The organism is Herbaspirillum sp. CAH-3 (assembly GCF_009668275.1).
Lineage (GTDB): Bacteria > Pseudomonadota > Gammaproteobacteria > Burkholderiales > Burkholderiaceae_D > Herbaspirillum > Herbaspirillum aquaticum.
Genome location: NZ_VSWE01000017.1, coordinates 41,177 through 63,518, shown reverse-complemented (window position 1 = coordinate 63,518; position 22,342 = coordinate 41,177). Strand labels below are relative to the sequence as shown.

General features: G+C 62.9%; 22 protein-coding genes. 5 read left to right on the top strand and 17 right to left on the bottom strand.

All coding sequences use genetic code 11. The features are described from left to right. Positions 1-36: 36 nt before the first annotated feature. From glnL to FYB76_RS21190, 3 genes are all read right to left on the bottom strand, one after another. Complete coding sequence (glnL, locus tag FYB76_RS21200; protein WP_034331333.1) at positions 37-1,110, bottom strand: nitrogen regulation protein NR(II); 1,074 nt, start codon at positions 1,108-1,110, stop codon at positions 37-39. A gap of 164 nt (positions 1,111-1,274) precedes the next feature. After that, on the bottom strand, positions 1,275-2,690 hold the full coding sequence (gene glnA, locus FYB76_RS21195; protein ID WP_034331334.1) for a type I glutamate--ammonia ligase: 1,416 nt from the start codon (positions 2,688-2,690) through the stop codon (positions 1,275-1,277). Between the two features lie 97 nt (positions 2,691-2,787). Beyond that, the gene (locus FYB76_RS21190) at positions 2,788-3,132 is read right to left on the bottom strand and encodes a hypothetical protein (RefSeq protein ID WP_154134950.1); all 345 of its coding nucleotides are present in this window, start codon (positions 3,130-3,132) and stop codon (positions 2,788-2,790) included. Between the two features lie 53 nt (positions 3,133-3,185). On the opposite strand from FYB76_RS21190, the gene FYB76_RS21185 reads away from it, so the two are divergent. Beyond that, positions 3,186-3,647 carry a rhodanese-like domain-containing protein gene (locus FYB76_RS21185; RefSeq protein ID WP_154134949.1) on the top strand — a complete coding sequence of 154 codons (462 nt, stop codon included), beginning with the start codon at positions 3,186-3,188 and terminating at the stop codon, positions 3,645-3,647. A 16-nt stretch (positions 3,648-3,663) separates the two neighbouring features. Here the strand turns inward: FYB76_RS21185 and FYB76_RS21180 are convergent, their stop codons facing one another. Both FYB76_RS21180 and FYB76_RS21175 read right to left on the bottom strand, forming a co-directional pair. After that, a complete protein-coding gene (locus FYB76_RS21180; protein WP_229297055.1) occupies positions 3,664-4,392 on the bottom strand; it encodes a response regulator in 729 nt (242 codons plus the stop codon). Continuing rightward, entirely contained in the window at positions 4,393-5,118 is a 726-nt protein-coding gene (locus FYB76_RS21175; RefSeq protein WP_088756992.1) for a response regulator transcription factor, read from the bottom strand. A 373-nt stretch (positions 5,119-5,491) separates the two neighbouring features. On the opposite strand from FYB76_RS21175, the gene FYB76_RS21170 reads away from it, so the two are divergent. Both FYB76_RS21170 and FYB76_RS21165 read left to right on the top strand, forming a co-directional pair. Then, positions 5,492-7,033 (top strand): DUF1800 domain-containing protein, encoded by a 1,542-nt coding sequence (locus FYB76_RS21170; protein ID WP_154134948.1) that lies wholly within the window; start codon positions 5,492-5,494, stop codon positions 7,031-7,033. Positions 7,034-7,049: 16 nt separating this feature from the next. After that, entirely contained in the window at positions 7,050-8,369 is a 1,320-nt protein-coding gene (locus FYB76_RS21165; RefSeq protein ID WP_154134947.1) for a DUF1501 domain-containing protein, read from the top strand. A gap of 86 nt (positions 8,370-8,455) precedes the next feature. On the opposite strand, the gene iscX is transcribed toward FYB76_RS21165, so the two are convergent. The 9 genes from iscX to iscR all read right to left on the bottom strand — a co-directional run bounded on the left by iscX (position 8,456) and on the right by iscR (position 14,963). Then, positions 8,456-8,650 carry a Fe-S cluster assembly protein IscX gene (gene iscX, locus FYB76_RS21160; protein WP_154134946.1) on the bottom strand — a complete coding sequence of 65 codons (195 nt, stop codon included), beginning with the start codon at positions 8,648-8,650 and terminating at the stop codon, positions 8,456-8,458. A gap of 45 nt (positions 8,651-8,695) precedes the next feature. Beyond that, entirely contained in the window at positions 8,696-9,034 is a 339-nt protein-coding gene (fdx, locus tag FYB76_RS21155) for an ISC system 2Fe-2S type ferredoxin (RefSeq protein WP_088756995.1), read from the bottom strand. A gap of 54 nt (positions 9,035-9,088) precedes the next feature. Continuing rightward, positions 9,089-10,954 (bottom strand): Fe-S protein assembly chaperone HscA, encoded by a 1,866-nt coding sequence (gene hscA / locus FYB76_RS21150; RefSeq protein WP_154134945.1) that lies wholly within the window; start codon positions 10,952-10,954, stop codon positions 9,089-9,091. A gap of 45 nt (positions 10,955-10,999) precedes the next feature. Continuing rightward, entirely contained in the window at positions 11,000-11,626 is a 627-nt protein-coding gene (locus FYB76_RS21145; RefSeq protein WP_088756997.1) for a LysE family translocator, read from the bottom strand. A 13-nt stretch (positions 11,627-11,639) separates the two neighbouring features. Next, entirely contained in the window at positions 11,640-12,155 is a 516-nt protein-coding gene (gene hscB, locus FYB76_RS21140) for a Fe-S protein assembly co-chaperone HscB (RefSeq protein WP_154134944.1), read from the bottom strand. Between the two features lie 185 nt (positions 12,156-12,340). Then, complete coding sequence (gene iscA, locus FYB76_RS21135; RefSeq protein WP_006712826.1) at positions 12,341-12,664, bottom strand: iron-sulfur cluster assembly protein IscA; 324 nt, start codon at positions 12,662-12,664, stop codon at positions 12,341-12,343. Between the two features lie 54 nt (positions 12,665-12,718). Continuing rightward, positions 12,719-13,117 (bottom strand): Fe-S cluster assembly scaffold IscU, encoded by a 399-nt coding sequence (gene iscU, locus FYB76_RS21130; protein ID WP_034331342.1) that lies wholly within the window; start codon positions 13,115-13,117, stop codon positions 12,719-12,721. A gap of 80 nt (positions 13,118-13,197) precedes the next feature. Then, positions 13,198-14,451: an IscS subfamily cysteine desulfurase gene (locus FYB76_RS21125; RefSeq protein WP_034331343.1), complete on the bottom strand. Its 1,254-nt coding sequence runs from the start codon at positions 14,449-14,451 to the stop codon at positions 13,198-13,200. A gap of 17 nt (positions 14,452-14,468) precedes the next feature. Next, positions 14,469-14,963, bottom strand: coding sequence for a Fe-S cluster assembly transcriptional regulator IscR (gene iscR / locus FYB76_RS21120; RefSeq protein WP_034331344.1), 495 nt, complete (start codon positions 14,961-14,963; stop codon positions 14,469-14,471). A 338-nt stretch (positions 14,964-15,301) separates the two neighbouring features. Between iscR and FYB76_RS21115 the strand changes: the two genes are divergently transcribed. Further along, a complete protein-coding gene (locus FYB76_RS21115; RefSeq protein ID WP_088756999.1) occupies positions 15,302-16,069 on the top strand; it encodes a FadR/GntR family transcriptional regulator in 768 nt (255 codons plus the stop codon). Between the two features lie 277 nt (positions 16,070-16,346). Continuing rightward, positions 16,347-17,267, top strand: a complete 921-nt coding sequence (kdgD, locus tag FYB76_RS21110; RefSeq protein WP_088757000.1) for a 5-dehydro-4-deoxyglucarate dehydratase — start codon at positions 16,347-16,349, stop codon at positions 17,265-17,267. Between the two features lie 160 nt (positions 17,268-17,427). Here kdgD and FYB76_RS21105 read toward each other — a convergent pair whose 3' ends face one another. The 3 genes from FYB76_RS21105 to garD form a co-directional block, all read right to left on the bottom strand. Next, positions 17,428-19,197 carry a methyl-accepting chemotaxis protein gene (locus FYB76_RS21105; protein WP_154134943.1) on the bottom strand — a complete coding sequence of 590 codons (1,770 nt, stop codon included), beginning with the start codon at positions 19,195-19,197 and terminating at the stop codon, positions 17,428-17,430. 303 nt (positions 19,198-19,500) lie between these two features. After that, on the bottom strand, positions 19,501-20,619 hold the full coding sequence (locus tag FYB76_RS21100; protein WP_154134942.1) for a beta-propeller fold lactonase family protein: 1,119 nt from the start codon (positions 20,617-20,619) through the stop codon (positions 19,501-19,503). Between the two features lie 79 nt (positions 20,620-20,698). Continuing rightward, positions 20,699-22,267, bottom strand: a complete 1,569-nt coding sequence (garD, locus tag FYB76_RS21095; protein ID WP_145604046.1) for a galactarate dehydratase — start codon at positions 22,265-22,267, stop codon at positions 20,699-20,701. Between the last annotated feature and the right edge of the window lie 75 nt (positions 22,268-22,342).

Genomic DNA, 22,342 nt, shown 5'->3' with positions numbered 1-22,342 from the left:
ATCCACTCGGCTTTGGCGCGCCGCCTGCGGCCATGCTCACGGCAGCGGTATAAGTATTCTGAAATCGGTACAACCGGGCCGGCTGTCGCATTCGATGACACCCATGTGCTGATGCACGAAGGTTTGCGCCAGGGTCAGCCCCAGTCCGCTGCCTCCCTCGCGCCCCGACACCAGCGGATAGAAGATTCTTTCCTGGATGTCGGGAGGAATGCCCGGACCGTTATCGATGATATGCAAGTCTAGTGCCAGCCGGTATCTGACCTTGGATAGCGTCACCTGGCGCGAGACGCGCGTGCGCAGGATCAGCTCGCCATCTCCGGCGCGGATGCGGTCGGCCAGTGCTTGTGCAGCGTTGTGCACGATGTTCAACACGGCCTGGATCAGCTGTTCCTTGTCGCCACGGAATTCGGGGATCGACAAGTCATAGTCGCGCTTGATGGTGAGCCCCTGCGGGAATTCGGCCATCACCAGGCTGCGCACGCGTTCGCAGACTTCGTGGATGTTGACGTCGCCGACGATATGCGGATGGCGGTGCGGGGCCAGCAGGCGATCCACCAGGGTCTGCAGGCGATCGGCCTCCTTGATGATGACCTGGGTGTATTCGCGCAATTCCTTCAAGTGCCGCTCGGGCAGCTCCAGCTCCAGCAGCTGCGCTGCGCCGCGAATGCCGCCCAGCGGATTCTTGATCTCGTGGGCCAGGTTGCGGATCAGTTCCTTGTTGGCCTGGCTCTGGTCGAACATGCGCTCTTCACGGTCCAGCTTGAGTTGCTGGACGTTCTCGCGCAGCTCCAGCAGCACCGGCCAGTCGGTGCTGTCCAGGGGCGTGACGATGGTGTGGACCTGCAGCGGCTCGCGGTTGGCGCGTTCCAGTACCAGGTCCAGGCGCTTGTCGGCGAACTGGTGCTCGATGGCCTGGTAAAACAGCGCGGTCAGCTCCTTGCCATTGAGGAAGAGCTCCGAGAGCTTCTGCTGCGAGAGCACCTTGAAGGAACTCTCCAGCAGGTTCTCGGCGGCGGCATTGGCGTAGACGATGCCGCCATTGGCATCGAGGATGATGACGGCCGAAGCCAGCAGGTCGAGGCCATCGAGGGATGGAAGCGGTGTCTTCATGGGAGGATTCGTGATGCCTGGGGTCATGTCTTCTTGCTCGTCTTGCGCAGTCGTTGATCCATCCTGACTAGCAATTTTCGGGCGCACTGCGCGCTGAGATCGATCGCGCCGCGCATAAAAAAAGGGGAAGCAAGCTTCCCCTTTTTCTCCGGATACGGATTCGATTACAGCGAGTAGTACATGTCGAATTCGATCGGGTGCGTGGTCATGCGGAAGCGTTGGACTTCCTGCATCTTCAGCTCGATGTAGGCATCGATCATGCTGTCGGTGAACACGCCGCCACGGGTCAGGAACTCGCGGTCCTTGTCCAGGTGCTCCAGGGCTTCATCCAGCGAAGCACAGACGGTCGGGATCAGCTTGTCTTCTTCCGGCGGCAGGTGGTACAGGTCCTTGGTAGCCGCTTCGCCCGGGTGGATCTTGTTCTGCACGCCATCCAGACCGGCCATCAGCAGGGCCGAGAAGCACAGGTACGGGTTGGCCAGGGGATCCGGGAAACGGGTCTCGATGCGGCGGCCCTTCGGGTTGGCCACGTGCGGGATACGGATCGAGGCGGAACGGTTGCGGGCCGAGTAGGCCAGCTTGACCGGGGCTTCGAAGCCGGGGACCAGACGCTTGTACGAGTTGGTGCCGGGGTTGGTGATGGCGTTCAATGCCTTGGCGTGCTTGATGATGCCGCCGATGTAGTACAGCGCGAACTCGGACAGGCCGGCATAGCCGTCGCCAGCGAACAGGTTCTTGCCGTCCTTCCACACGGACTGGTGCACGTGCATGCCGGAGCCGTTGTCGCCAACCAGGGGCTTGGGCATGAAGGTCGCGGTCTTGCCATAGGTGTGGGCGACGTTCCAGATCACGTACTTCAGGGTCTGGGTCCAGTCAGCGCGCTCGACCAGGGTCGAGAACTTGGTGCCCAGTTCGTTCTGGCCAGCGCCAGCGACTTCGTGGTGGTGCACTTCGACGGGGATGCCCAGGGATTCCAGGATCAGGGACATTTCCGAACGCATGTCCTGGAAGCTGTCGACCGGGGGAACCGGGAAGTAGCCGCCCTTGACGGTCGGACGGTGGCCGGAGTTGCCGCCTTCGATCTTGGCGCCGGTGCTCCAGGAAGCTTCTTCGGAGTCGATCTTGACGAAGGAACCGGACATGTCGGCACCCCAACGGACGCCGTCGAAGATGAAGAATTCGGGTTCCGGACCGAAGTAGGCGGTGTCGCCCAGGCCGGAGGACTTCAGGTAGGCTTCAGCGCGCTTGGCGATGGAGCGCGGATCGCGGTCGTAGCCCTTGCCGTCGGACGGCTCGATCACGTCACATTGCATGAAGAGGGTGGTCTCTTCCATGAACGGGTCGATGTTGGCGGTGTTCGGGTCCGGGATCAGCAGCATGTCGGAGGCTTCGATACCCTTCCAGCCGGCGATCGACGAACCGTCGAAGGCGTGACCGGATTCGAACTTGTCGATGTCGAAATGCGAAACAGGCACGGAAACGTGCTGTTCCTTGCCACGGGTGTCAGCGAAACGGAAGTCGACAAACTTGACTTCGTTGTCCTTCACCATCTTCAAAACCTCTGCGGCCGTCCTTGCCATGCGAATCTCCTAAAACGAGGAAGTAGTATAAATTGGGGTGTTGAGCCGTTTTCTGCGACTGGATCTTTGCATTTGATACAACGGTCTTGCGCCGAACTCAGTCGCGGATGATAGCAGATTCCATGCCACCAACCTTTCGGGTGCGCCAATAATGGAAGTTTTTAGGGAGGTCGCGCCAGTTGGGGCGCTGCGCGCGGTGCAGAGCGCGCACCTGCATGCATTGTTTTGGTGCAATTTCATCCAAATGCACCAACAAAATGCATATATTGGACAGACGATGCGAATTGCACCGATTACGTGCATGCGCCGTGTTGGGGCATGCGCCCGCCTGAGGGAAATCCGTGCACCGGCTTGGGAAAATTGCCCAACTGTTTATATTGTTTAAAATCATCTCCCTTGGGGCGCGTTGAGCAGATTGCGCTTCATGGGCTTTTACTGGCATTCCTGCGCGCGCCTGAGCGCACTTCTTTCTTATCAAGACAAGAGACTTTTCCCATGAGCAACGATTCGATTCTCAGCACTGCCACCCAACGTGCCGCCGACGGCCAGCTCCCCTACGCCGGCGCAGTGACCCCGCAGGAAGCACTGGCCCTGCTGCAGTCCGATCCCGCCATCAAGCTGGTCGATGTGCGTACCCGCGCCGAACGCGACTGGGTGGGCGTGGTCCAGATCCCGGCGGCGCAGCACCTGGCGGTGCAGTGGAATCTCTACCCCGAAGGCAAACCCAATCCGCAATTCCTGGAGCAACTGCAGCAAGCGGCGCAGCCGGGTGATGTGCTGCTGTTCCTGTGCCGCTCGGGCGTGCGTTCCAAGCATGCCGCCAAGCTGGCTACGGAGAACGGCTATACACGCTGCTTCGACATCCTCGAAGGGTTCGAGGGCAACAAGGACGCCAACGGCCACCGCAAGACCATCGAGGGCTGGTGCAAGGCCGGCCTGCCCTGGCTGGGCGCCTGAGACGAGCGTCGAGCGCTCAGGCCTGCAGGCTGCGCGCCTGCAAGGCACTGCCCAGCGACTGCAGCAGCAGGCCGATGGCTTCCCGGCCGTCGGCGTCGGCGCGCAGCGCTTCTTCCATGCAATCGAGCAAGGCCACGATCTCCAGCCGTCCCATGGTGAGGGCGGCGCCCTTCATGCGGTGTGCCAGCTGTACCATGCGCACGCGGTCGGCTGACAGGCTGGCCTGTTCCAGGGCCTGCAGGTCATTGCGGGTGGTCTGCAGGAACAGCTGGTCCAGGTCGCGGCTGTGTTGCTCTTCGGCCGTGGCGGCGTCCCCCTCATCCTCACTCTCGTGATCGCACCAGAGCGCCAGCAGGCGGCGGATCGCCTGGGTCTGCAAGGGCTTGCCCAGCATCCCGTCCATGCCGCTGTCCAGGCAGCGCTGCACGTGCTGGGCGTCGGTCTCGCCGGAAATGCCGATCAGGGGCGTGTAGGGGCGCTGCGGATCCTGCTGCTCCATGTGGCGCACCTGGCGCGCAACTTCCTGGCCCGGCATGTCAGGCAGGAAGCAATCCAGCAGGACCAGGCCATAGGGCCGCGCCCGGATGGCGGCCAGTGCGGTGGCGCCATCGGCCACGCAGTCAACCTGGCAGCCCAGCCGCTGCAGGCGGTTCTGGATGGCGTAGCGGATGGTGGCCGAATCGTCGACCAGCAGCACGCCGGGCACTTGCGGCTGGGTGTGGGCGCTTTGCATCGGTTGCGGCATTTACAGCTCCTTGATCTGGTATTCGATCTTGAACAATTCGTTGTCGCTGCGTACGCCCAGCTTGCGGAAGGCCGATTGCTTCTGTCCGCTGATGGTCTTGACGCTGCGGGCGAATTTTTCGGCGATCTCGGTGACCGACATGCCATCCAGGCAGCAGCGCAGGACTTCACGTTCTCGCGGCGAGAGGCTGGGCATATCCGAGAGCGTATCGGAGGACACCGTCGCGCTGCGCGTGCGACGGGGCGGCGGACGGACCTCGGGCTGGCTGCGCGCGGCCGCCTCGGCGGCCTGCATGGCGGCCAGTTCGCGGGCCATGGCACTGTTGAGATATTCACGTCCGCGTGTGACGATGCGAATGGCCTGGATCAATTCGGTCAGTTCCTGCGACTTGCCCACGAAACCGCGCGCACCCGCCTTCATGGCCATGGCCACGGTGGCCGGGCTGCTGTGGGCCGAGCTCACCAGGATCTTGCTGCGCGGGAAGCGCACCCGCAGCGCGCGGATCAGGTTCAGGCCATCGATGTCGTTGCTGCCCAGTGAATAATCGATGAGCAGCAAGTCGGCGGGCGAGGCGCGCAGCGCCGCCATGAGTTCCTTGCTGGTGGCGAATGCGCCGATGACGGCAAAGTCCGGCTCCTCGGCCAGGCGCTTGGCCAGGCCATAGCGCACCACGGCGTGGTCATCCAGCAAGGCGATGCGCGTCGCCGATGCCAAGGTCCATGTCATGCGCCCTCTCCCAAGAATTCTGATGTGATGAAGCTGCTGCAGTGCGTAATCCGGCATGCAGGTCGTGCACACTGGCAAAGGCGCTATTGTGGTCGAGTGCCGCCGATGAGCGCATAAGAATCGTCTGAAAAACCGCGACAAATCGCGATGTCCCACACTTTACAGCGCTTGCCGGAAGCTGACGAACGCGTCAGCTTTGTAACACCCTGTATGAAGCTTGATGCTTGCTGCGCTACAGTGGCGCGGCTCGCCCGGCACACCGCATTACACTTTATTACAGCCCGCCTGCAGGCCCCTGACCATACTGGCCTGACGCCGTTACCCGGCGTTGCACTCCAGTTCAGCACTGTTCCCGATCTCACGAGGCACCTCGATGCAAGCAACACCCAAGCGAACCCCGCCGCTACCTTCGGTACTCCTGATGCTGGCCGTGCTGTCCTGCACCTTGGGGCAGGTGCAGCCGGCCACCGCCGGGGACAACAACATGCCGCTGTCGGACCAGGAGCGCGCCCTGCATGTACTGAACCGCCTGGCGTACGGCCCCCGCCCCGGCGACCTGGAACAGGTCGAACGCATGGGCGTCAAGCGCTACATCGACCAGCAGCTGCATCCCGAGCGCATCGCGCTGCCAGAGGACTTGCAGGCGCGGCTGGCGGCCCTGCCGGGGCTGCAGATGACGCCTGCACAATTGTTTGTCGACTATGGTCCGCCGTCTTTCGACCGCAGCGCCAGCAAGGAGCAACAGCAGGCCGCCCGCCAGCGTGCAGCGCGCGAGCTGACCCCGCAAGTACACATGGCGCGCCTGCTGCAAGCCACCGAGAGCCCGCGCCAACTGGAAGAGGTGATGACCGAATTCTGGGCCAATCACTTCAACGTCTTCGAAGGCAAGGAGTGGGTGCGCTACTGGGTGGGCGACTATGAAAAGAACGCCATCCGTCCCTATGCACTGGGCAACTTCCGCGACCTGCTGGGTGCGGTGGCGCATCATCCTGCCATGCTCTACTACCTCGACAACTGGCTCTCCAGCGGGGCCGGCACGCCCGGTGCACGTGGGCGCTTCAAGGGCCTGAACGAAAACTACGCACGCGAGCTGATGGAACTGCATACCCTGGGAGTGGATGGTGGCTACCAGCAAGCCGACGTGATCACGCTGGCCCGCATCCTCTCCGGCTGGACCATTGATGTGGATGCGATGAAAGCGGGCGCTGCACCCTTCCGCTTCGTCGCCCAGCGGCACGACAACGATCCCAAGGTCTTCCTTGGAAAACCGCTGCAGGCCAGCGGCTACCAGGAAGGCGAGGCAGCGCTGGACATCCTGGCCAATCATCCTTCGACAGCACGCTTCATCTCGACCCAGCTGGTGGAGTACTTCGTCTCGGACCGTCCCGATCCGGCGCTGGTGGCCAAGCTTTCGCAAAAATTCCTGGCCACCGGTGGCGATATCCGCGCAGTGTTGCAGACGCTGTTCGACAGCCCGCAATTCTGGGCCCGCAGCAACTACCAGACACAGTTCAAGACGCCCTACCAATTCATGGTCTCGGCCCTGCGCGCAGGCGATATTACGGTGCGCAATGCCAAGCCGGTCAATGGCGAACTGGGGCAATCCGGCATGCCGCTCTATGGCTGGCTTACGCCCGAAGGCTACAAGTATTCGGAGGCGGCCTGGCTCAACCCGGGGGCGCTGCTGCGGCGGATCAACCTGGCGGGCAACCTGGCCAGCGGCAAGTCGCCGATTGCGCGGCCCGAAGGGACGCCCGCCCCTTCCAATGCCGAGGCGCCGCCGCTGGATCCGCAGCAATTGCTGCGCACGCTGGGCCCGGCGATCACGCCACAGGCCAGCGCCCAGATCAACGCCGCGCCGGAGAACCAGCGCGCCGGCCTGATCCTGGGCAGTCCCGATTTCATGAAACGCTAATCTTGCCGAGGCTCGCATGAACCGCCGCCATTTCCTCCGATATCTGGGCGCTGCCGGTAGCGGCGCCATCCTGGTCCCGATCGGCCTGTCCGGCTGCGTCGTCGTGCCCACCGGTGACCAGACCATCAGCCGTGCCAGCCACACTCCCGGCAAGGTCGCCTACGGCTCCCCTGCCCCGCGCGCGCATGCCCAGGGTGACGGTGCGCCGCGCATGGTGGTGGTGTTCCTGCGCGGGGCCGTCGATGGCCTCAACGTGGTGGTGCCGCATGGCGATCCGCTGTACTACCAGGCGCGTCCGACCATTGCGGTGGCACGTCCCGGCCAGGCCAACGGCGCGCTGGACCTGACCGGTTACTTCGGTTTGCATCCGGCGCTGCAGCCGCTGATGCCGTACTGGGAAAGCGAGCAGCTGGCCTTCGTGCATGCATCGGGTTCGCCCGATGGCTCGCGCTCGCACTTCGAAGCGCAGGACTATATGGAAACCGGCACACCCGGCCAGCACAGCACGCGCGATGGCTGGCTCAACCGGGTGATGGATTACCTGCCGCCGGCCGAGTCGCCACTGCAGGCCATCAACGTCGGCAGCGCCACGCCGCGCATCCTGAGCGGCCACAACGTGGCGGCCAATCTGCAGACCGGGCGCGATGCCACGCGTCCGAGCATGATTGACCAGCCGCGCTGGAGCCAGGTCTTCGATCCGCTGTATGGCGGTGATGATGCGCTGGGCAAGGCCTATCGCGATGGCATGGCCGCGCGCAAGCAGCTCATGGCCGAGATCAACAGCCAGGAGCAGCAGATGGCCAACAACGGCGCGCCGTTGCCCAATGGTTTGTCCATGGACACGTCGCGTTTGGGCCGGTTGATGCGGCATGATCCGCGCATCCGCCTGGCCTTCCTGGCCGTAGGTGGCTGGGACACGCACATCGCGCAAGGCAACGGCACCGGTCAGCTGGCCGGGCGGCTGTCGCCGCTGGCCACCGGCCTGGCTACGCTGGCACGCGAACTGGGGCCGGCTTTCAATGACACGGTCATCGTGGTGATGTCCGAATTCGGCCGCACCTTCAAGGAGAATGGCAACGGCGGGACCGATCATGGCCACGGCAATGCGATGTGGCTGATGGGGGGCAATCTGCGCGGCGGCAAGATTTATGGACAGTGGCCGGGGCTGAACCAGACGGCCTTGAACGAAGGGCGCGACCTGGCGATCACGACCGATTTTCGTGCGGTCTTGTGTGCTCTGTCGGAGCGGCATATGCGCATCCCGGATCAGGCATTGGAGAAGATTTTTCCACAATATGCTGCGGGTACAAGACAAATTCCTGATCTCTTCATCTGATATTTTGCAGAGATCGCAGATACGTCAAACGTAAAAAAACCGCATCGAATCGATGCGGCTTTTCGCTTTTACCGCAGCTGTCCGAGTCATTCCGCCTCGGCAATCCACGCCGCCTGAATGGCTTCCAGAATGCGCTCACCAGAGCGATTGGGATCATCCTCAAATCCCTCCAGCTCCATCACCCAACGATGCAGGTCGGTAAAGCGGAGGGTCTTGGGATCGACGTCGGGAAACTTGTCGTAGAGTTCCTCGGCGATCTGCTGGGTGTCAGTCCATTTCATGTCAGTCTCCCCGGTGCCACGGCACCGAACGAAAACCCCGGAAGATCAGTGATTCTCCGAGGCGTGGTTGATGGTGTACTTGGGGATTTCGACGGTCAGGTCGTCTTCGCCCAGCACCACCTGGCAAGACAGGCGGGACGTCGCTTCCAGGCCCCAGGCCATGTCCAGCAGGTCCTCTTCCTTGTCGGTCGGGTCCCCAAGGGTCTCGAAGCCTTCGCGGATGACGACGTGGCAGGTGGTACAGGCACAGGACTTCTCGCAGGCGTGCTCGATGTCGATGTCGCTGTCCAGCAGCGCATCGCACAAGGTCTTGCCGGCGGGGGCATCGATCACCGAGCCTTCAGGGCAGAGGACCGGATGGGGGAGGATGACGATCTGGGGCATGGTGGCTCTCGTGTTTTCTCTATCGTGTCTACAGTGTGCGGGTGACGGAATCGCTTACGCGACTTCGTCGAGCTTCTTGCCAGCCAGCGCGGCGTGGACGCTGCGGTCCATGCGCCGTGCGGCGAATTCTTCCGTGCCATGCGCCAGCGCATCCACCGCCGCCTTGATGGCCAGGTGGTCGGCACCTTGCGCGGCGACGGTCACGGCGTCGATCTGCGCTTCGATGGCCACGCGCTCCTCTTCCGACAGCAGCGCGGCATCGGCCTGCAGGGCCGACCGCGTGGCCAGGACGATGCGCTCGGCTTCGACCTGCTCTTCGCGCAGGGCGCGGCGTTGCATGTCTTCATCGGCCGAGCTGAAGGATTCCTGCAGCATGCGGGCGATTTCATCGTCACCCAGGCCATACGAAGGCTTGACGGTAATGGAGGCTTCCACGCCCGAGGTCATCTCGCGCGCCGACACGGCCAGCAAGCCATCGGCATCGACCTGGTAGGTCACGCGGATGCGCGCCGCACCGGCGGCCATGGGCGGGATGCCGCGCAGTTCGAAACGGGCCAGCGAACGGCAGTCAGCCACCAGTTCGCGCTCGCCCTGCACCACGTGGATCGCCATGGCGGTCTGGCCATCCTTGAAGGTGGTGAATTCCTGCGCACGTGCACACGGAATGGTGGAGTTGCGCGGGATGACCTTCTCGGCCAGGCCGCCCATGGTCTCGATACCGAGCGACAGCGGGATCACGTCCAGCAGCAGCCAGTCGTCGCCCGGCGCACGATTGCCGGCCAGCAGGTTGGCCTGCACGGCCGCGCCCAGCGCCACTACCTTGTCGGGGTCGATGTTGGACAGCGGATTGGTCTTGAAGAACTCGCCCACCGCGCGGCGGATGTGCGGCATGCGGGTCGCACCGCCGACCAGCACCACACCATCGACATCTTCCACGGTCAGGCCGGCGTCGCGCAGGGCCTTGCGTACCGGCGCCACGGTCTTGGCGACCAGGTGCTGGGTGATTTCATTGAATTGTGCGGCGGTAATCGACAGGTGCACTTCTTCGCCGGACTTGAGCACGGCATCGATCTGCACTTCATCCTTGGTCGAAAGCAGTTCCTTGACCTCGCGCGCCTTGACCATCAGGAGGCGCGTATCTTCATCCGACAGCGGCTGCAGTTGCGCTTCGTGGCTGATCCAGCAGAACAGGCGATGGTCGAAGTCATCCCCGCCCAGCGCCGAGTCGCCGCCCGTGGACAGCACTTCGAAGACGCCGCGCGTGAGCTTGAGGATGGAAATGTCGAAGGTACCGCCGCCCAGGTCATAGACCGCGAAGATGCCTTCGGAGGCATTGTCCAGGCCGTAGGCGATCGCGGCCGCCGTCGGTTCGTTGAGCAGGCGCAGCACATTGAGGCCGGCCAGTTGCGCCGCGTCCTTGGTGGCCTGGCGCTGGGCATCGTCGAAGTAGGCCGGCACGGTGATGACGGCACCCACCAGGTCGTCACCCAGGGCATCCTCGGCGGTCTGGCGCAGCGTGGCCAGGATCTGGGCCGACACTTCCACCGGACTCTTCACGCCCGCCACGGTCTTGATCTGCACCATGCCAGGCTGGTCCTGGAAGTCGTAGGGCATGTTCTCGGCATGGGCGATGTCCTTGAGGCCGCGGCCCATGAAGCGCTTGACCGAGACAATGGTATTGCGCGGATCGATGGTCTGCGCGGCCTGGGCCTTGTAACCGATGTTGGCATGGCCGTTGGGCAGGTAGCGCACGATCGAGGGCAGCAGCACGCGGCCGTCGTCATCGGCCAGGACTTCGGGAATGCTGTTGCGCACGGTCGCCACCAGCGAATTGGTGGTACCCAGGTCAATGCCGACGGCCAGACGACGCTGGTGTGGCGCGGTGGACATGCCCGGTTCGGAAATCTGCAGTAAAGCCATAAGGTGTGGACTCGTCGTGGAGCGTTGGGGCGAAGTGACTCGCTGTTATTCGGGTAAGGCCATCCGGATGCCCAGGCCGATGAAGGCACAGCCTGCCAGGCGATTCAGATGGACGGAAGCGGAAGCGCGACGGCGGAAAACTGCACCGACGGCACCGGAAAAAAGCGCAATGGCGCTGAAGATGACGAAGGCTTGGGCGATGAACACCAGCGCCAGTACCAGCATCTGCAGGGCTTCATGGCCAGCCTCGCGCTGCACGAACTGCGGCAGGAAGGCGATGAAGAACAGCGTCACCTTCGGGTTGAGCATATTGGCCAGCACGCTCTGCCAGTAGATGCGGCGCAGCGGGACGGCAGCTGTGCCCTGCCCGCCTGCGGCCAAGGCAATACCGCTGGAAGCCGAGCGCAATGTGCGTATGCCGAGATAGGCGAGATAGGCCGCTCCCGCATATTGCAGCGCGTGGTAAGCCGGCGGATAGGCCTTGATGAGCGCAGCGAAACCCAGCACCGCCAGCAGCGTATGAAAGATCAGGCCTGAACAAAAACCGGCCGCAGCCACCAGCCCGGCCTTGCGCCCTTGAGCGATGCCGCGCGTGAGCACATAGATGTTGTCCGGACCCGGCGCCAGGGTCAGCGTCATCGCGGCCAGCAGGAACAGGAACAGATCGGGCATCGTGCGTCTCCGGTCAGCCTTCGATCAGGGCGAAAGCATCGCCGATCTCGGTGCCGAACTTGTCGAGGAACATCAGCTGGCGTACCAGCTTGCCGGCACCGGCGTAGTCACCCGCGTCCAGCAGCGCTTCGATGCGCGCGATCTCGGCTTTCTTCTCGCTCAGCAGTTCGGTGTTGAGCTGCTCCAGGGCGTCGATGTCCTTGCCGGCCTTGGCGTCGTCCAGTGTCTCGCGCCATTCCATCTGCTGCATCAGGAAGGCCGGGGCCATGGCGGTGTTGGATTCGGTCTGCAGGTCCACGCCGTGCAGTTCGCACAGGTAGCGGGCGCGCTTCAAGGGATTCTTCAGCGTCTGGTAAGCCTCGTTGGCCCGTGTGGCCCACTGCATGGCCACGCGCTTCTCGGCGTCGCTGGCGTGGGCGAACTTGTCCGGATGAGCCTGGCCCTGCACGCTGTGGAAAGCCTGCTCCAGCGCCTTCTGGTCGATGGCGAAGCGTTGCGGCAGCTGGAACAGGTCGAAGTGGTTTTGCATGGCTGAAAAATAAAAAGCCTGTCGGACTGCAACAGGCTTGGCACATCAGGGACAGCGGACGGTGACCGGGTCGGCCCCGCGCGGAGCGATCACGAGGCAGTCAGGCTATCACGATCCGGCTAAGCTATGGCCGCCTGCACCGCAAAGCCGGTGCGACGGCATCGACAAGAACTTGAAAATGCAGCTCAGATGCGGAAGCTTTCGCCGCAGCCGCACTCATCCTTGACATTGGGGTTCTGGAACTTGAACCCTTCATTGAGTCCTTCACGCGCGAAGTCCAGCTCGGTGCCATCGATGTAGGGCAAGCTCTTGGGATCGACGAAGACGCGCACGCCATGCGACTCGAAGACGGTGTCTTCGGACGATTGTTCATCCACATACTCCAGCTTGTAAGCCAGGCCGGAGCAGCCGGTGGTGCGCACACCCAGGCGCAGGCCGATACCCTTGCCACGGCGCTCCATGTAGCGGCTGATGTGTTTTGCTGCCTTCTCTGTCAACGTGATTGCCATGATGCTTGCCTTACGAAATCGAAAACGGCCTTGCTGTCTTGCCCGTCAAGCCGCTCAGGCGGCTTGCTGCTGTTCGCCGTGCTTGGCCTTGTAGTCCTGCACGGCGGCCTTGATGGCGTCTTCGGCCAGGATCGAGCAGTGGATCTTCACCGGCGGCAGCGCCAGTTCTTCGGCGATCTGGGTGTTCTTGATGGACAGTGCTTCGTCCAGGGTCTTGCCCTTGACCCATTCGGTCACCAGCGAGGACGAGGCGATGGCCGAACCGCAGCCATAGGTCTTGAACTTGGCATCCTGGATGACGCCATCCGCGCCGACCTTGATCTGCAGCTTCATCACGTCGCCGCAAGCCGGAGCGCCGACCATGCCGGTGCCCACGGTGTCGTCGCCCTTTTCGAAGGCGCCGACGTTGCGGGGGTTTTCATAGTGGTCGAGTACTTTTTCGGAATAAGACATGTTCTTTGCTCCCTAGATGATGGTTTCGACCATCGCCCTGCCCTGCTGCGGCTGCTGGCGATGGCTGGCAGAATCCTGGTTTAGTGGGCCGCCCACTGGATGGTGGACAGGTCCACGCCGTCCTTGTACATGTCCCACAGCGGGGACAGCTCGCGCAGCTTGCCGACCTTGCTCTTGATCAGCTCGATGGTGAAATCGATGTCTTCCTCGGTGGTGAAGCGACCGATGGTGAAGCGGATCGAGCTGTGTGCCAGTTCGTCGCTGCGGCCCAGGGCGCGCAGCACGTAGGACGGCTCCAGGCTGGCCGAGGTGCAAGCCGAACCGGACGAGACGGCGATGTCCTTGATGGCCATGATCAGCGATTCACCTTCCACGTAGTTGAAGCTCACGTTCAGGTTGTGCGGCACGCGGTGATCCATGTCGCCGTTGATGTAAGTTTCTTCGATCTCTTGCAGGCCCTTGGCCAGGCGGTCACGCAGCGCGCGGATGCGGGACAGTTCGCTGTCCATTTCTTCACGCGCCAGGCGGAAAGCTTCACCCATGCCCACGATCTGGTGCGTGGCCAGGGTGCCCGAACGCAGGCCGCGCTCGTGGCCACCACCGTGCATCTGCGCTTCGATGCGCACACGCGGCTTGCGGCGCACGTACAGGGCACCGATGCCCTTGGGACCGTAGCTCTTGTGGGCCGAGAAGCTCATCAGGTCGACCTTCCAGTTCTCCAGGTCGATCTTGACCTTGCCGGTCGCCTGGGCGGCGTCGCTGTGGAAGATGATGCCCTTGGAGCGGCAGAACTCGCCAATTTCCGGCACCGGCTGGATCACGCCGATTTCATTGTTCACCAGCATGACCGAGACCAGGATGGTATCCGGACGCACGGCGGCAGCGATCTGCTCGACCGTCACCAGGCCATTGTCCTGCGGCTGCAGGTAGGTGGCTTCGAAGCCCACGCGCTCCAGCTCGCGGAAAGTATCCAGCACCGCCTTGTGCTCGGTCTTGACGGTGATGATGTGCTTGCCCTTGGACTTGTAGAACTGCGCCGCGCCCTTGATGGCCAGGTTGTTGCTCTCGGTGGCGCCGGAGGTCCAGATGATCTCGCGCGAATCCGCGTTGACCAGCTTGGCCACTTCTTCACGCGCCTCTTCCACGGCCTTTTCAGCGGTCCAGCCGTACATGTGGCTGCGCGAAGCGGGGTTGCCGAACTGCTCGCGCAGGTAAGGGATCATCTTGTCGGCCACGCGCGGATCGACCGGGGTGGTCGCCGAGTAGTCCATGTAGATCGGGAAGTGCGGAGCCTTGATGGTCTCCAGCAGGCTTTTTTCCAGGGGTGCGTTCATAAGGTCCTTGCTCCAAATCAGGCTGCGGCTTGCGGGCGGTGCATCACCACCACGCTCTGCGAGTCGGCGGCACGGTGCTCGGCCGCCTTGGGTTCTTTTTGCTGGTCCACCAGGTCCTGGAGGGATACCGAATCCAGGTATTCGACCATCTTCTCGTTCAGGGTGGACCACAGCTCATGCGTCATGCAGCGTGCGCCGCCGGGATGGGCCGCGCTGTGGCAATTTTCCTTGCCACCGCACTGGGTTGCATCCAGGGGTTCGTCCACCGCGATGATGATGTCGGCAACCGACACGTCGGCCGCCTTGCGGGCGAGATTGTAACCACCGCCAGGCCCCCTCACGGACTCGACGATCTGGTGACGCCGCAACTTGCCGAACAACTGCTCCAGATATGATAAAGAAATTTCCTGGCGCTCGCTGATGGCCGACAGCGTGACGGGGCCCTTGCCCTGGCGCAAAGCCAGGTCAATCATCGCAGTCACGGCAAAACGGCCTTTGGTGGTAAGACGCATGAAGTTCGCTCCAGAAACAAATGCACCGGCGGGGCCGGTTACCCTGAATTCCCGAATATTTGAGTCAAGTATAGCAAACCCGAGTAATTCTGTCAGGTACCCTGCCTTTTCCTTCATATCGACCAAAACCTGGCCTGGCGCAAGCCGTCGAAAAAATCACTTGAAACTTGTCTGACCTCTTGCGCAAAGTGCGCTACTCTCACGGCTACGGCTGGTCCTGGCGTTGTGGCAGCTTATCGATCTGGTAAGATGGCGCGACTATGTTCACCCCGCCTGATGCGGACCGATCACAACCATTCACAATCCGGTCTGCCAGCGCTCCCGAGAAATAAAACGATATGGATGTAAGCGATACCCCCAACCCGCTGCTGCGCCCGCGCCGCAAGCCCCAGAGCCTGTCGCAGGAAGTGGTGGCGGCGCTGACCGCAATGATGAGCAGCGGCAGCCTCAAGCCCGGCGACAAGCTGCCTACCGAATCCGAGATCATGCAGACCCAGGGCGTGTCGCGCACCGTGGTGCGCGAAGCCATCTCGCGCCTGCAGGCGGCCGGACTGGTGGAAACGCGGCACGGCATTGGCACCTTCGTGTTGGAAGCCAAGAAGGGTTCCAACATCAACATCGACCCGGCCACCATCACCACCATGCGTGACCTGCTGGCGCTGCTGGAGCTGCGCATCAGCCTGGAGACCGAGACCGCAGGCCTGGCCGCATCGCGCCGCAGCGATGCCCAGCTGCAGGAAATCCGCGAGGCGCTGGACCTGTTCCATGCCAACCAGAAAAGCGGCGGTGACACCGTGGGCCCGGATTTCCGCTTCCACTTCGCCATCGCCAACGCCACCGGCAACCGTTATTTCATCGAGATCATCAGCCATCTGGGCATGGGGGTGATCCCGCGCAAGCGCATCAATACCGCCGAGCTGGCGCATGACCAGCAGGCCAGCTACCTGGAGCGGGTGCAGCGCGAGCATGAAGACATCTATGAAGCCATCGCGCGGGGCGACACCGAAGCGGCCCGCGCGGCCATGCGCAATCACCTCACCAACAGCCGCGAGCGCCTGCGCCGCGCGCAGCAGGAAGCCGAATCGGGCACGGCGGCCAACGCCTGACCGCCTTCAAGCCCAACCGGTCCGTGCTGCACGGACCGGCCCCCTCTGTACTTCTCTCCCTCTTCAGCAAGCACGCACCAGCCGGCGATCGCGTCGCCCGGGCTCGCCGCCAATCCCCTCCTCCATCCCTGCGCAAAACGTCATAACAAATTGCTGGCTTTCTGAAATCTTATGTTGTACGATGACTGATATCCTAATTGGATACAAGAAGACCAGAGACAACATTCATCCTAATGCCTCGTTTTCCAACCCATTCCTAACGGCGTCGAGCGAAACCATGTCCCAGTACACACCCCAAGACCTCAAACAGATCCTCTCTTCCGGCCTGCTGTCATTCCCGCTGACGGACTTCGACGAGCAAGGCGATTTCCGCCCCAAGACCTACATCGAGCGCCTGGAATGGCTGGCCCCCTATGGCGCCAGCGCACTGTTTGCCGCCGGTGGCACGGGTGAGTTCTTCTCGCTGGTCCCGGGTGAATATTCGGACATCATCCGCACCGCCGTCGACACCTGCCGTGGCAAGGTACCCATCATCGCCGGCGCCGGCGGTTCCACCCGCGCGGCCATCGCCTACGCCCAGGAAGCCGAGCGCCTGGGTGCCCACGGCATCCTGCTGATGCCCCACTACCTGACCGAAGCCAGCCAGGACGGCATCGCCGCCCACGTGGAAGCGGTCTGCAAATCGGTCAATTTCGGCGTCATCATCTACAACCGTGCGGTCTGCAAGCTCAACGCCGAGACCCTGCAACGCCTGGCTGACCGCTGCCCCAACCTGATCGGTTTCAAGGACGGCATCGGCGAGATCGAACCGATGGTGCATATCCGCCGCAAGCTCGGTGACCGCTTCACCTACCTGGGCGGCCTGCCGACCGCGGAAGTCTACGCCGCCGCCTACAAGGCGCTGGGCGTGCCGGTGTACTCCTCGGCGGTCTTCAACTTCATCCCCAAGACCGCCGTCGAGTTCTACCAGGCCATCGCCAAGGAAGACCACGACACCGTGGGCAAGCTGATCGATGACTTCTTCCTGCCCTACCTGGCCATCCGCAACCGCAAGGCCGGTTACGCCGTCTCCATCGTCAAGGCCGGCGCCAAGATCGTCGGCCACGATGCCGGCCCGGTGCGTACGCCCCTGACCGACTGCACGCCGGAAGAGCACGAAGAGCTGGCTGCGTTGATCAAGAAGCTGGGCCCGCAATAACGCGCGTCTGATCTGGTCGGAGCAATCAAGGAAGGGGGGCCGCAGGACACTGCGGCCCCCCTTCCTTTTTGGGCGATATGAAAGAAAGTGCAGGCGCTGTCCGAAAAAAAACCTCCGTGGCCCAAGCGACGGAGGTTTTCGTGAAGCAAAGCACCAACAATCAGAACTCTTCCCAATCCTGTGCATCGTCCTTGATGCGGCTGCTCGGGGCAGGCGGCGCGGCCTTGGCAGGCGGCAACTTGGGAGCAACCTTCGGTGCCGCCGCCGCAGCGGGCGCGGGCGGCGCCGGCTTCAAGGCAGGTGCAGCGGGTGCAACCGGGGCCGGCGGCGGTGCCATCGGTGCCGGACGCGGCTTGGCCGCCGGGCTGGCAACCTGGTGCGCATCGATCTTGAAGATGCTGACCGCACCGACCAGGTTGGTCGCCTGGGCCTGCAGCGATTGGGCCGCAGCGGCCGCTTGCTCCACCAGTGCGGCGTTCTGCTGGGTCACTTCATCCATCTGGGTGATGGCGCGGTTGACCTGTTCGATACCGGTGCTCTGCTCGCGGCTGGCTTCGGCGATCTCGCCCACGATGTCGGTCACGCGCTGCACGCTGGTGACCACTTCGCTCATGGTGGCACCGGCCTGCTCCACCAACTGGCTGCCGGCTTCGACCTTCTCCACCGAATCATCGATGAGCGACTTGATCTCCTTGGCAGCCGCCGCCGAACGCTGGGCCAGCGAGCGCACTTCGGACGCCACCACCGCAAAGCCGCGGCCCTGCTCACCGGCGCGCGCGGCTTCCACCGCCGCGTTGAGCGCCAGGATGTTGGTCTGGAAGGCGATGCCGTCGATCACGCTGATGATGTCGACGATCTTGCGCGAGGATTCATTGATGGCCTGCATGGTATCGACCACCTGCGCCACCACTTCCCCGCCCTTGCTGGCGGTGGAGGAGGCCGAATGCGCCAGCTGGTTGGCCTGCAGGGCATTGTCGGCATTCTGCTTGACGGTACCGGTCAGCTCCTCCATGGAGGCGGCGGTTTCTTCCAGCGAACTGGCCTGCTGCTCGGTACGCGAAGACAGGTCCATGTTGCCGGCGGCGATTTCCTTGGCATTGGTATCGATGCTGTCCGAACTGCTGCGTACGCGCGAGACCGTGGTCAGCAGCGCCTGTTGCATGCTGCGGATGGCCGAGAACAGGCGGCCGATCTCGTTGTTGCTGTGGACGTCGACCTTGGTGGTCAGGTCGCCATTGGCCACCAGATCCAGCAGATGCACGGCGCGGTTGAGCGGCGTGAGGACGATGTTGCGCAGCAGGAAATGCACTCCGATCACCAGGAACATGGCGCCGATCAGGCCTGCGATTACCATCCAGACCACCATGTTGTACTCACGGGTGCGCTCGCTGGCCGCATTGTCGTTGAGTTCCATGGCGCGTTTCTGGAATGCATCCAGCGCCTTGGAGAACCGGCCACCGGCCGGATTGATCTGCTTGTCATTCAATTCGGAGTAGGCGCCGGTGTCACCCGCCTTCAATTGGCTGGACGCCTTGGCCAGCAAATCGGAGAGGGCTCGCGCCGATTCGATCAGTTCCTTCTTGACCGCCGTTTCCTCACCGGCCAGATCGGGCAACTTGCTGAACTCGTCGACGAATTTGAGGCCGCGCTCGTAGCTGGCCTGGGCACTCTTGAGGGCCGCCTCGGTGACCGCAGGATCGTTCTTTTCCTTCTGGTTGGCATAGGCGCGCGTCAGCGCCGAGCGTGTACGGGTGGTGTCCTTGTAGGCGTCATTGATGACGATGACGTGCTCGGCAATCTCGTGCACGTACTCCGTCGCCTCGTTGGCGCGGCCCAGCGCAAAGATGCCCACAGCAGCACCCACTACGATCATGCATGAAAACAGCGCAAGCGCGCTCATCAGGCTGAAGCGAACCGTCAGATTTCGCATTCCCTCTCTCCGCTTAATATTTGTACAACACGTGAAATGAACAACATGGCACAGACGATACATCAGCGAGTCACGCTTCATATCGGCGGCAAACCAACCAAAACTCCCCCAATTCCCGGTTAGGGCGGCCAGCAAATGTCGGCTTTCGCATTGTGCACCGGCAACACCCGGGGCTGGCTGTTTTGGATCAAGCCAACTTCATATGACGAGGCCCAGATGTGAAAAAGCTTGCCGGGATGACATCCGGCAAGCTCGAAAAACAACATATCAAGGCTTCGGCAGGTGAAGCAAATCCCTTCAGGATCAGCGCACGCCGGGCAGGTCGATGATCTCGACCCAATTCGGATTGCGCCCCAGTGTGTAGCGGAAGACAGGGGTAAGTGCCCCGCTGTCGCGGTCGATGGCGTAGCTGGTCAGGCCGGCCTTCTGGCCGACAGCCAGCAAATAGCGCCCTTGCGGATCGATGTTGAAACCGCGCGGCTGGGTTTCGGTGGGAACGTTGAGGATGCGGGTCAGCTTGCCGCTGGCCGGCTCCACGCGATAGCCGGTGAGGGTGTTGGAGGTGCGCTCGGTGGCATAAAGAAAACGACCATCCGGGGTCAGGTGCAGGTCGGCGGCGGCCAGTTGTTCGCTGGTCTTGAAGCCATCGGGCAAGGCCGAGTCGCTGCCCTGCAGGGTCAGGGTGCCGGACTGGCGGTTGTAGCCATAGGTGTTGACGGTGGCATCGAGCTCATTGGTCGAATAGACGAAGCGCTGGTCCGGCGAGAACACGAAATGGCGCGGCCCGGCACCGGCCTTGGTGGCGACCGACGGCGGGCTGTTGGGTGCGACCGCGCCTGTGGCCGCGTCGAAGCGGTATTGCAGGATCACGTCGCTGCCGAGGTTGCTGGCAAAAACGAAGGCATTGTCAGGCGAAACCTGCACGCAATGCGCGTTCTTCCCGGTCGGGATCACTGCCAGCGGCGGCGACTGCACGGTGCCGTCGGCCCCGATGGCATTGACCGAGATCTTGTTGCCCGAGTAGGACGCCGCCAGCAGGTAACGGCCGCTGCGGTCGGTGGCGATGTTGGCCATGTTGTCGGCCAGTGGCGCCTTGGACAAGGCCTTGAGCTTGCCGCTCGCGGGATCGATGGCATAGCTCACTACCGAATAGGGCTGGCCGCGCAGCGCGGCGTAGAGGAATTTGTGGTCCGGGCTCAGGGCCAGCGGCATCACGGTGCTGCCCGTATCGACCTTGTCGATCAGGTTGACGCTGCCATCGCCATTGAGCTGGAGCACGTAGATGTCCTGGCTGTCGGCATTGGAGACGTAGGCGACGGTGGCCGCACCGGCATGCGTGGCGGCCAGGCTGAGGGCGGAAGTGGCGATCAAGGTGGCGAGGCGCGAAGAAGGTGAAGAAGGGGAAGAAAGGGTGTTGCTCATGCTGTCTCCTGGCGAATCATCTTGTTGTTGGCATCACGATGGAACAAAAAAAGGCCCGCAAGCGGGCCCCAAGGGAGGATCAGGTCACGGGTGCCGGATTGAACAGGGTCAGCGCGTTGTGCAGCTTCCATTGTTCGGCCCAGGTGCGCTTCTTGCCGCTGGCCACGTCCAGCATCAGCTGGAACAGTTCCCAGCCGACCTGCTCGATGGTGGCTTCGCCGCTGGCGATGCGCCCGGCGTTGACGTCCATCAGGTCATGCCAGCGCCGCGCCAGGTCATTGCGGGTGGCGACCTTGATGACCGGCACGGCCGCCAAACCATAGGGCGTACCCCGGCCCGTGGTGAAGATATGAAGATTCATGCCGGCCGCCAGCTGCAAGGTGCCGCAGATGAAGTCCGAGGCCGGCGTGGCCGCATAGATCAGGCCCTTCTGCTGCAGCTTGTCGCCCGGCGAGAGCACGCCCGAAATCGGGCTGGAGCCGGACTTGACGATGGAGCCCATGGCCTTCTCGACGATGTTGGCCAGTCCGCCCTTCTTGTTGCCGGGGGTGGTGTTGGCACTGCGGTCGACGCCGCCTTGCTTGAGGTAATTGTCGTACCAGTCCATCTCGCGGATCATGGCCTGGGCCACTTCCTCGTTGACGGCGCGAGAGGTCAGCTGGTCGATGCCGTCGCGCACTTCGGTCACTTCCGAGAACATCACCGAGGCGCCGGCGCGCACCAGCAGGTCGGTTGCAAAGCCCACTGCCGGGTTGGCCGTCACGCCCGAGAAGGCGTCGCTGCCGCCGCACTGCACGCCCACCACCAGGTCCGAGGCCGGGCAGGTTTCGCGACGGCGCTTGTCCAGTTCGGTCAGGCGCGCCTCGGCCATCTTCATGATGGAATCGATCATGGAGTTGAAACCGACGTGCTCCGCATCCTGCAGGCAGACCACGTAGGGCTCGCCGGCCTTGTGGATGGGGATCATGTTTTCCGGCAGCAGGCGGTTGGGCTGGAGCTTTTCGCAGCCCAGGCTCACCACCATGGCCTGGCCGCCGAAGTTGGGGTTCAGGCTGATGTTGCGCAGGGTGCGGATGGGGATGCCGGCATTGGGCGCATCGATGGCCACGCCGCAGCCGTAGGTGTGCTCCAGCGCCACCACATCTTCCACATTGGGATACTTGGGCAGCAGTTCGGCGCGGATGCGCTTGACCGCATGCTCCACCACCCCGGCCACGCATTGCACGGTGGTGGTGATGGCCAGCAGGTTGCGCGTGCCCACCGAGCCATCGGCATTGCGGTAGCCCTCGAAGGTATAGCCTTCCAGCGGCGGCTGCGGCGCCGGCTTCCTGGTGGCGATGGGCAGGTTGTCCAGTTCGCGCGCCGGCGGCATCTGCACCAGCGATTCCTCGATCCAGCTGCCCTTGGGGATGTCGCGCACGGCGTAGCCGATGGCCACGTCATAACGCACGATGGCTTCGCCCTGCTTGAGGTCGCGCAGCGCGATCTTGTGGCCCTGGGGAACGCGGTCGACCAGGGTCAGGCCATCGGGGAAGACGGTGCCGGCCGGCAGGCCGCCGTCATTGACGACGATGGCGACATTGTCGGTGTCGTTCATCATGATGTAGCGCGGAGTGAATGCCTGGCTGGCGGCGGTATCGGTGCTCATGCTAAGTCCCATACAACAGAGTGCTGCAATTCAAATGAAGGGCGGCCACTGCAACAGCGGCCGCCGGCAAAACGG

Bases quoted from the DNA above. Each gene is read 5' to 3' on its own strand.
- glnL (WP_034331333.1), bottom strand. From the start codon at position 1,110: ATGAAGACACCGCTTCCATCCCTCGATGGCCTCGACCTGCTGGCTTCG.
- glnA (WP_034331334.1), bottom strand. From the start codon at position 2,690: ATGGCAAGGACGGCCGCAGAGGTTTTGAAGATGGTGAAGGACAACGAA.
- FYB76_RS21190 (WP_154134950.1), bottom strand. From the start codon at position 3,132: ATGCCAGTAAAAGCCCATGAAGCGCAATCTGCTCAACGCGCCCCAAGG.
- FYB76_RS21185 (WP_154134949.1), top strand. From the start codon at position 3,186: ATGAGCAACGATTCGATTCTCAGCACTGCCACCCAACGTGCCGCCGAC.
- FYB76_RS21180 (WP_229297055.1), bottom strand. From the start codon at position 4,392: ATGCCGCAACCGATGCAAAGCGCCCACACCCAGCCGCAAGTGCCCGGC.
- FYB76_RS21175 (WP_088756992.1), bottom strand. From the start codon at position 5,118: ATGACATGGACCTTGGCATCGGCGACGCGCATCGCCTTGCTGGATGAC.
- FYB76_RS21170 (WP_154134948.1), top strand. From the start codon at position 5,492: ATGCAAGCAACACCCAAGCGAACCCCGCCGCTACCTTCGGTACTCCTG.
- FYB76_RS21165 (WP_154134947.1), top strand. From the start codon at position 7,050: ATGAACCGCCGCCATTTCCTCCGATATCTGGGCGCTGCCGGTAGCGGC.
- iscX (WP_154134946.1), bottom strand. From the start codon at position 8,650: ATGAAATGGACTGACACCCAGCAGATCGCCGAGGAACTCTACGACAAG.
- fdx (WP_088756995.1), bottom strand. From the start codon at position 9,034: ATGCCCCAGATCGTCATCCTCCCCCATCCGGTCCTCTGCCCTGAAGGC.
- hscA (WP_154134945.1), bottom strand. From the start codon at position 10,954: ATGGCTTTACTGCAGATTTCCGAACCGGGCATGTCCACCGCGCCACAC.
- FYB76_RS21145 (WP_088756997.1), bottom strand. From the start codon at position 11,626: ATGCCCGATCTGTTCCTGTTCCTGCTGGCCGCGATGACGCTGACCCTG.
- hscB (WP_154134944.1), bottom strand. From the start codon at position 12,155: ATGCAAAACCACTTCGACCTGTTCCAGCTGCCGCAACGCTTCGCCATC.
- iscA (WP_006712826.1), bottom strand. From the start codon at position 12,664: ATGGCAATCACGTTGACAGAGAAGGCAGCAAAACACATCAGCCGCTAC.
- iscU (WP_034331342.1), bottom strand. From the start codon at position 13,117: ATGTCTTATTCCGAAAAAGTACTCGACCACTATGAAAACCCCCGCAAC.
- FYB76_RS21125 (WP_034331343.1), bottom strand. From the start codon at position 14,451: ATGAACGCACCCCTGGAAAAAAGCCTGCTGGAGACCATCAAGGCTCCG.
- iscR (WP_034331344.1), bottom strand. From the start codon at position 14,963: ATGCGTCTTACCACCAAAGGCCGTTTTGCCGTGACTGCGATGATTGAC.
- FYB76_RS21115 (WP_088756999.1), top strand. From the start codon at position 15,302: ATGGATGTAAGCGATACCCCCAACCCGCTGCTGCGCCCGCGCCGCAAG.
- kdgD (WP_088757000.1), top strand. From the start codon at position 16,347: ATGTCCCAGTACACACCCCAAGACCTCAAACAGATCCTCTCTTCCGGC.
- FYB76_RS21105 (WP_154134943.1), bottom strand. From the start codon at position 19,197: ATGCGAAATCTGACGGTTCGCTTCAGCCTGATGAGCGCGCTTGCGCTG.
- FYB76_RS21100 (WP_154134942.1), bottom strand. From the start codon at position 20,619: ATGAGCAACACCCTTTCTTCCCCTTCTTCACCTTCTTCGCGCCTCGCC.
- garD (WP_145604046.1), bottom strand. From the start codon at position 22,267: ATGAGCACCGATACCGCCGCCAGCCAGGCATTCACTCCGCGCTACATC.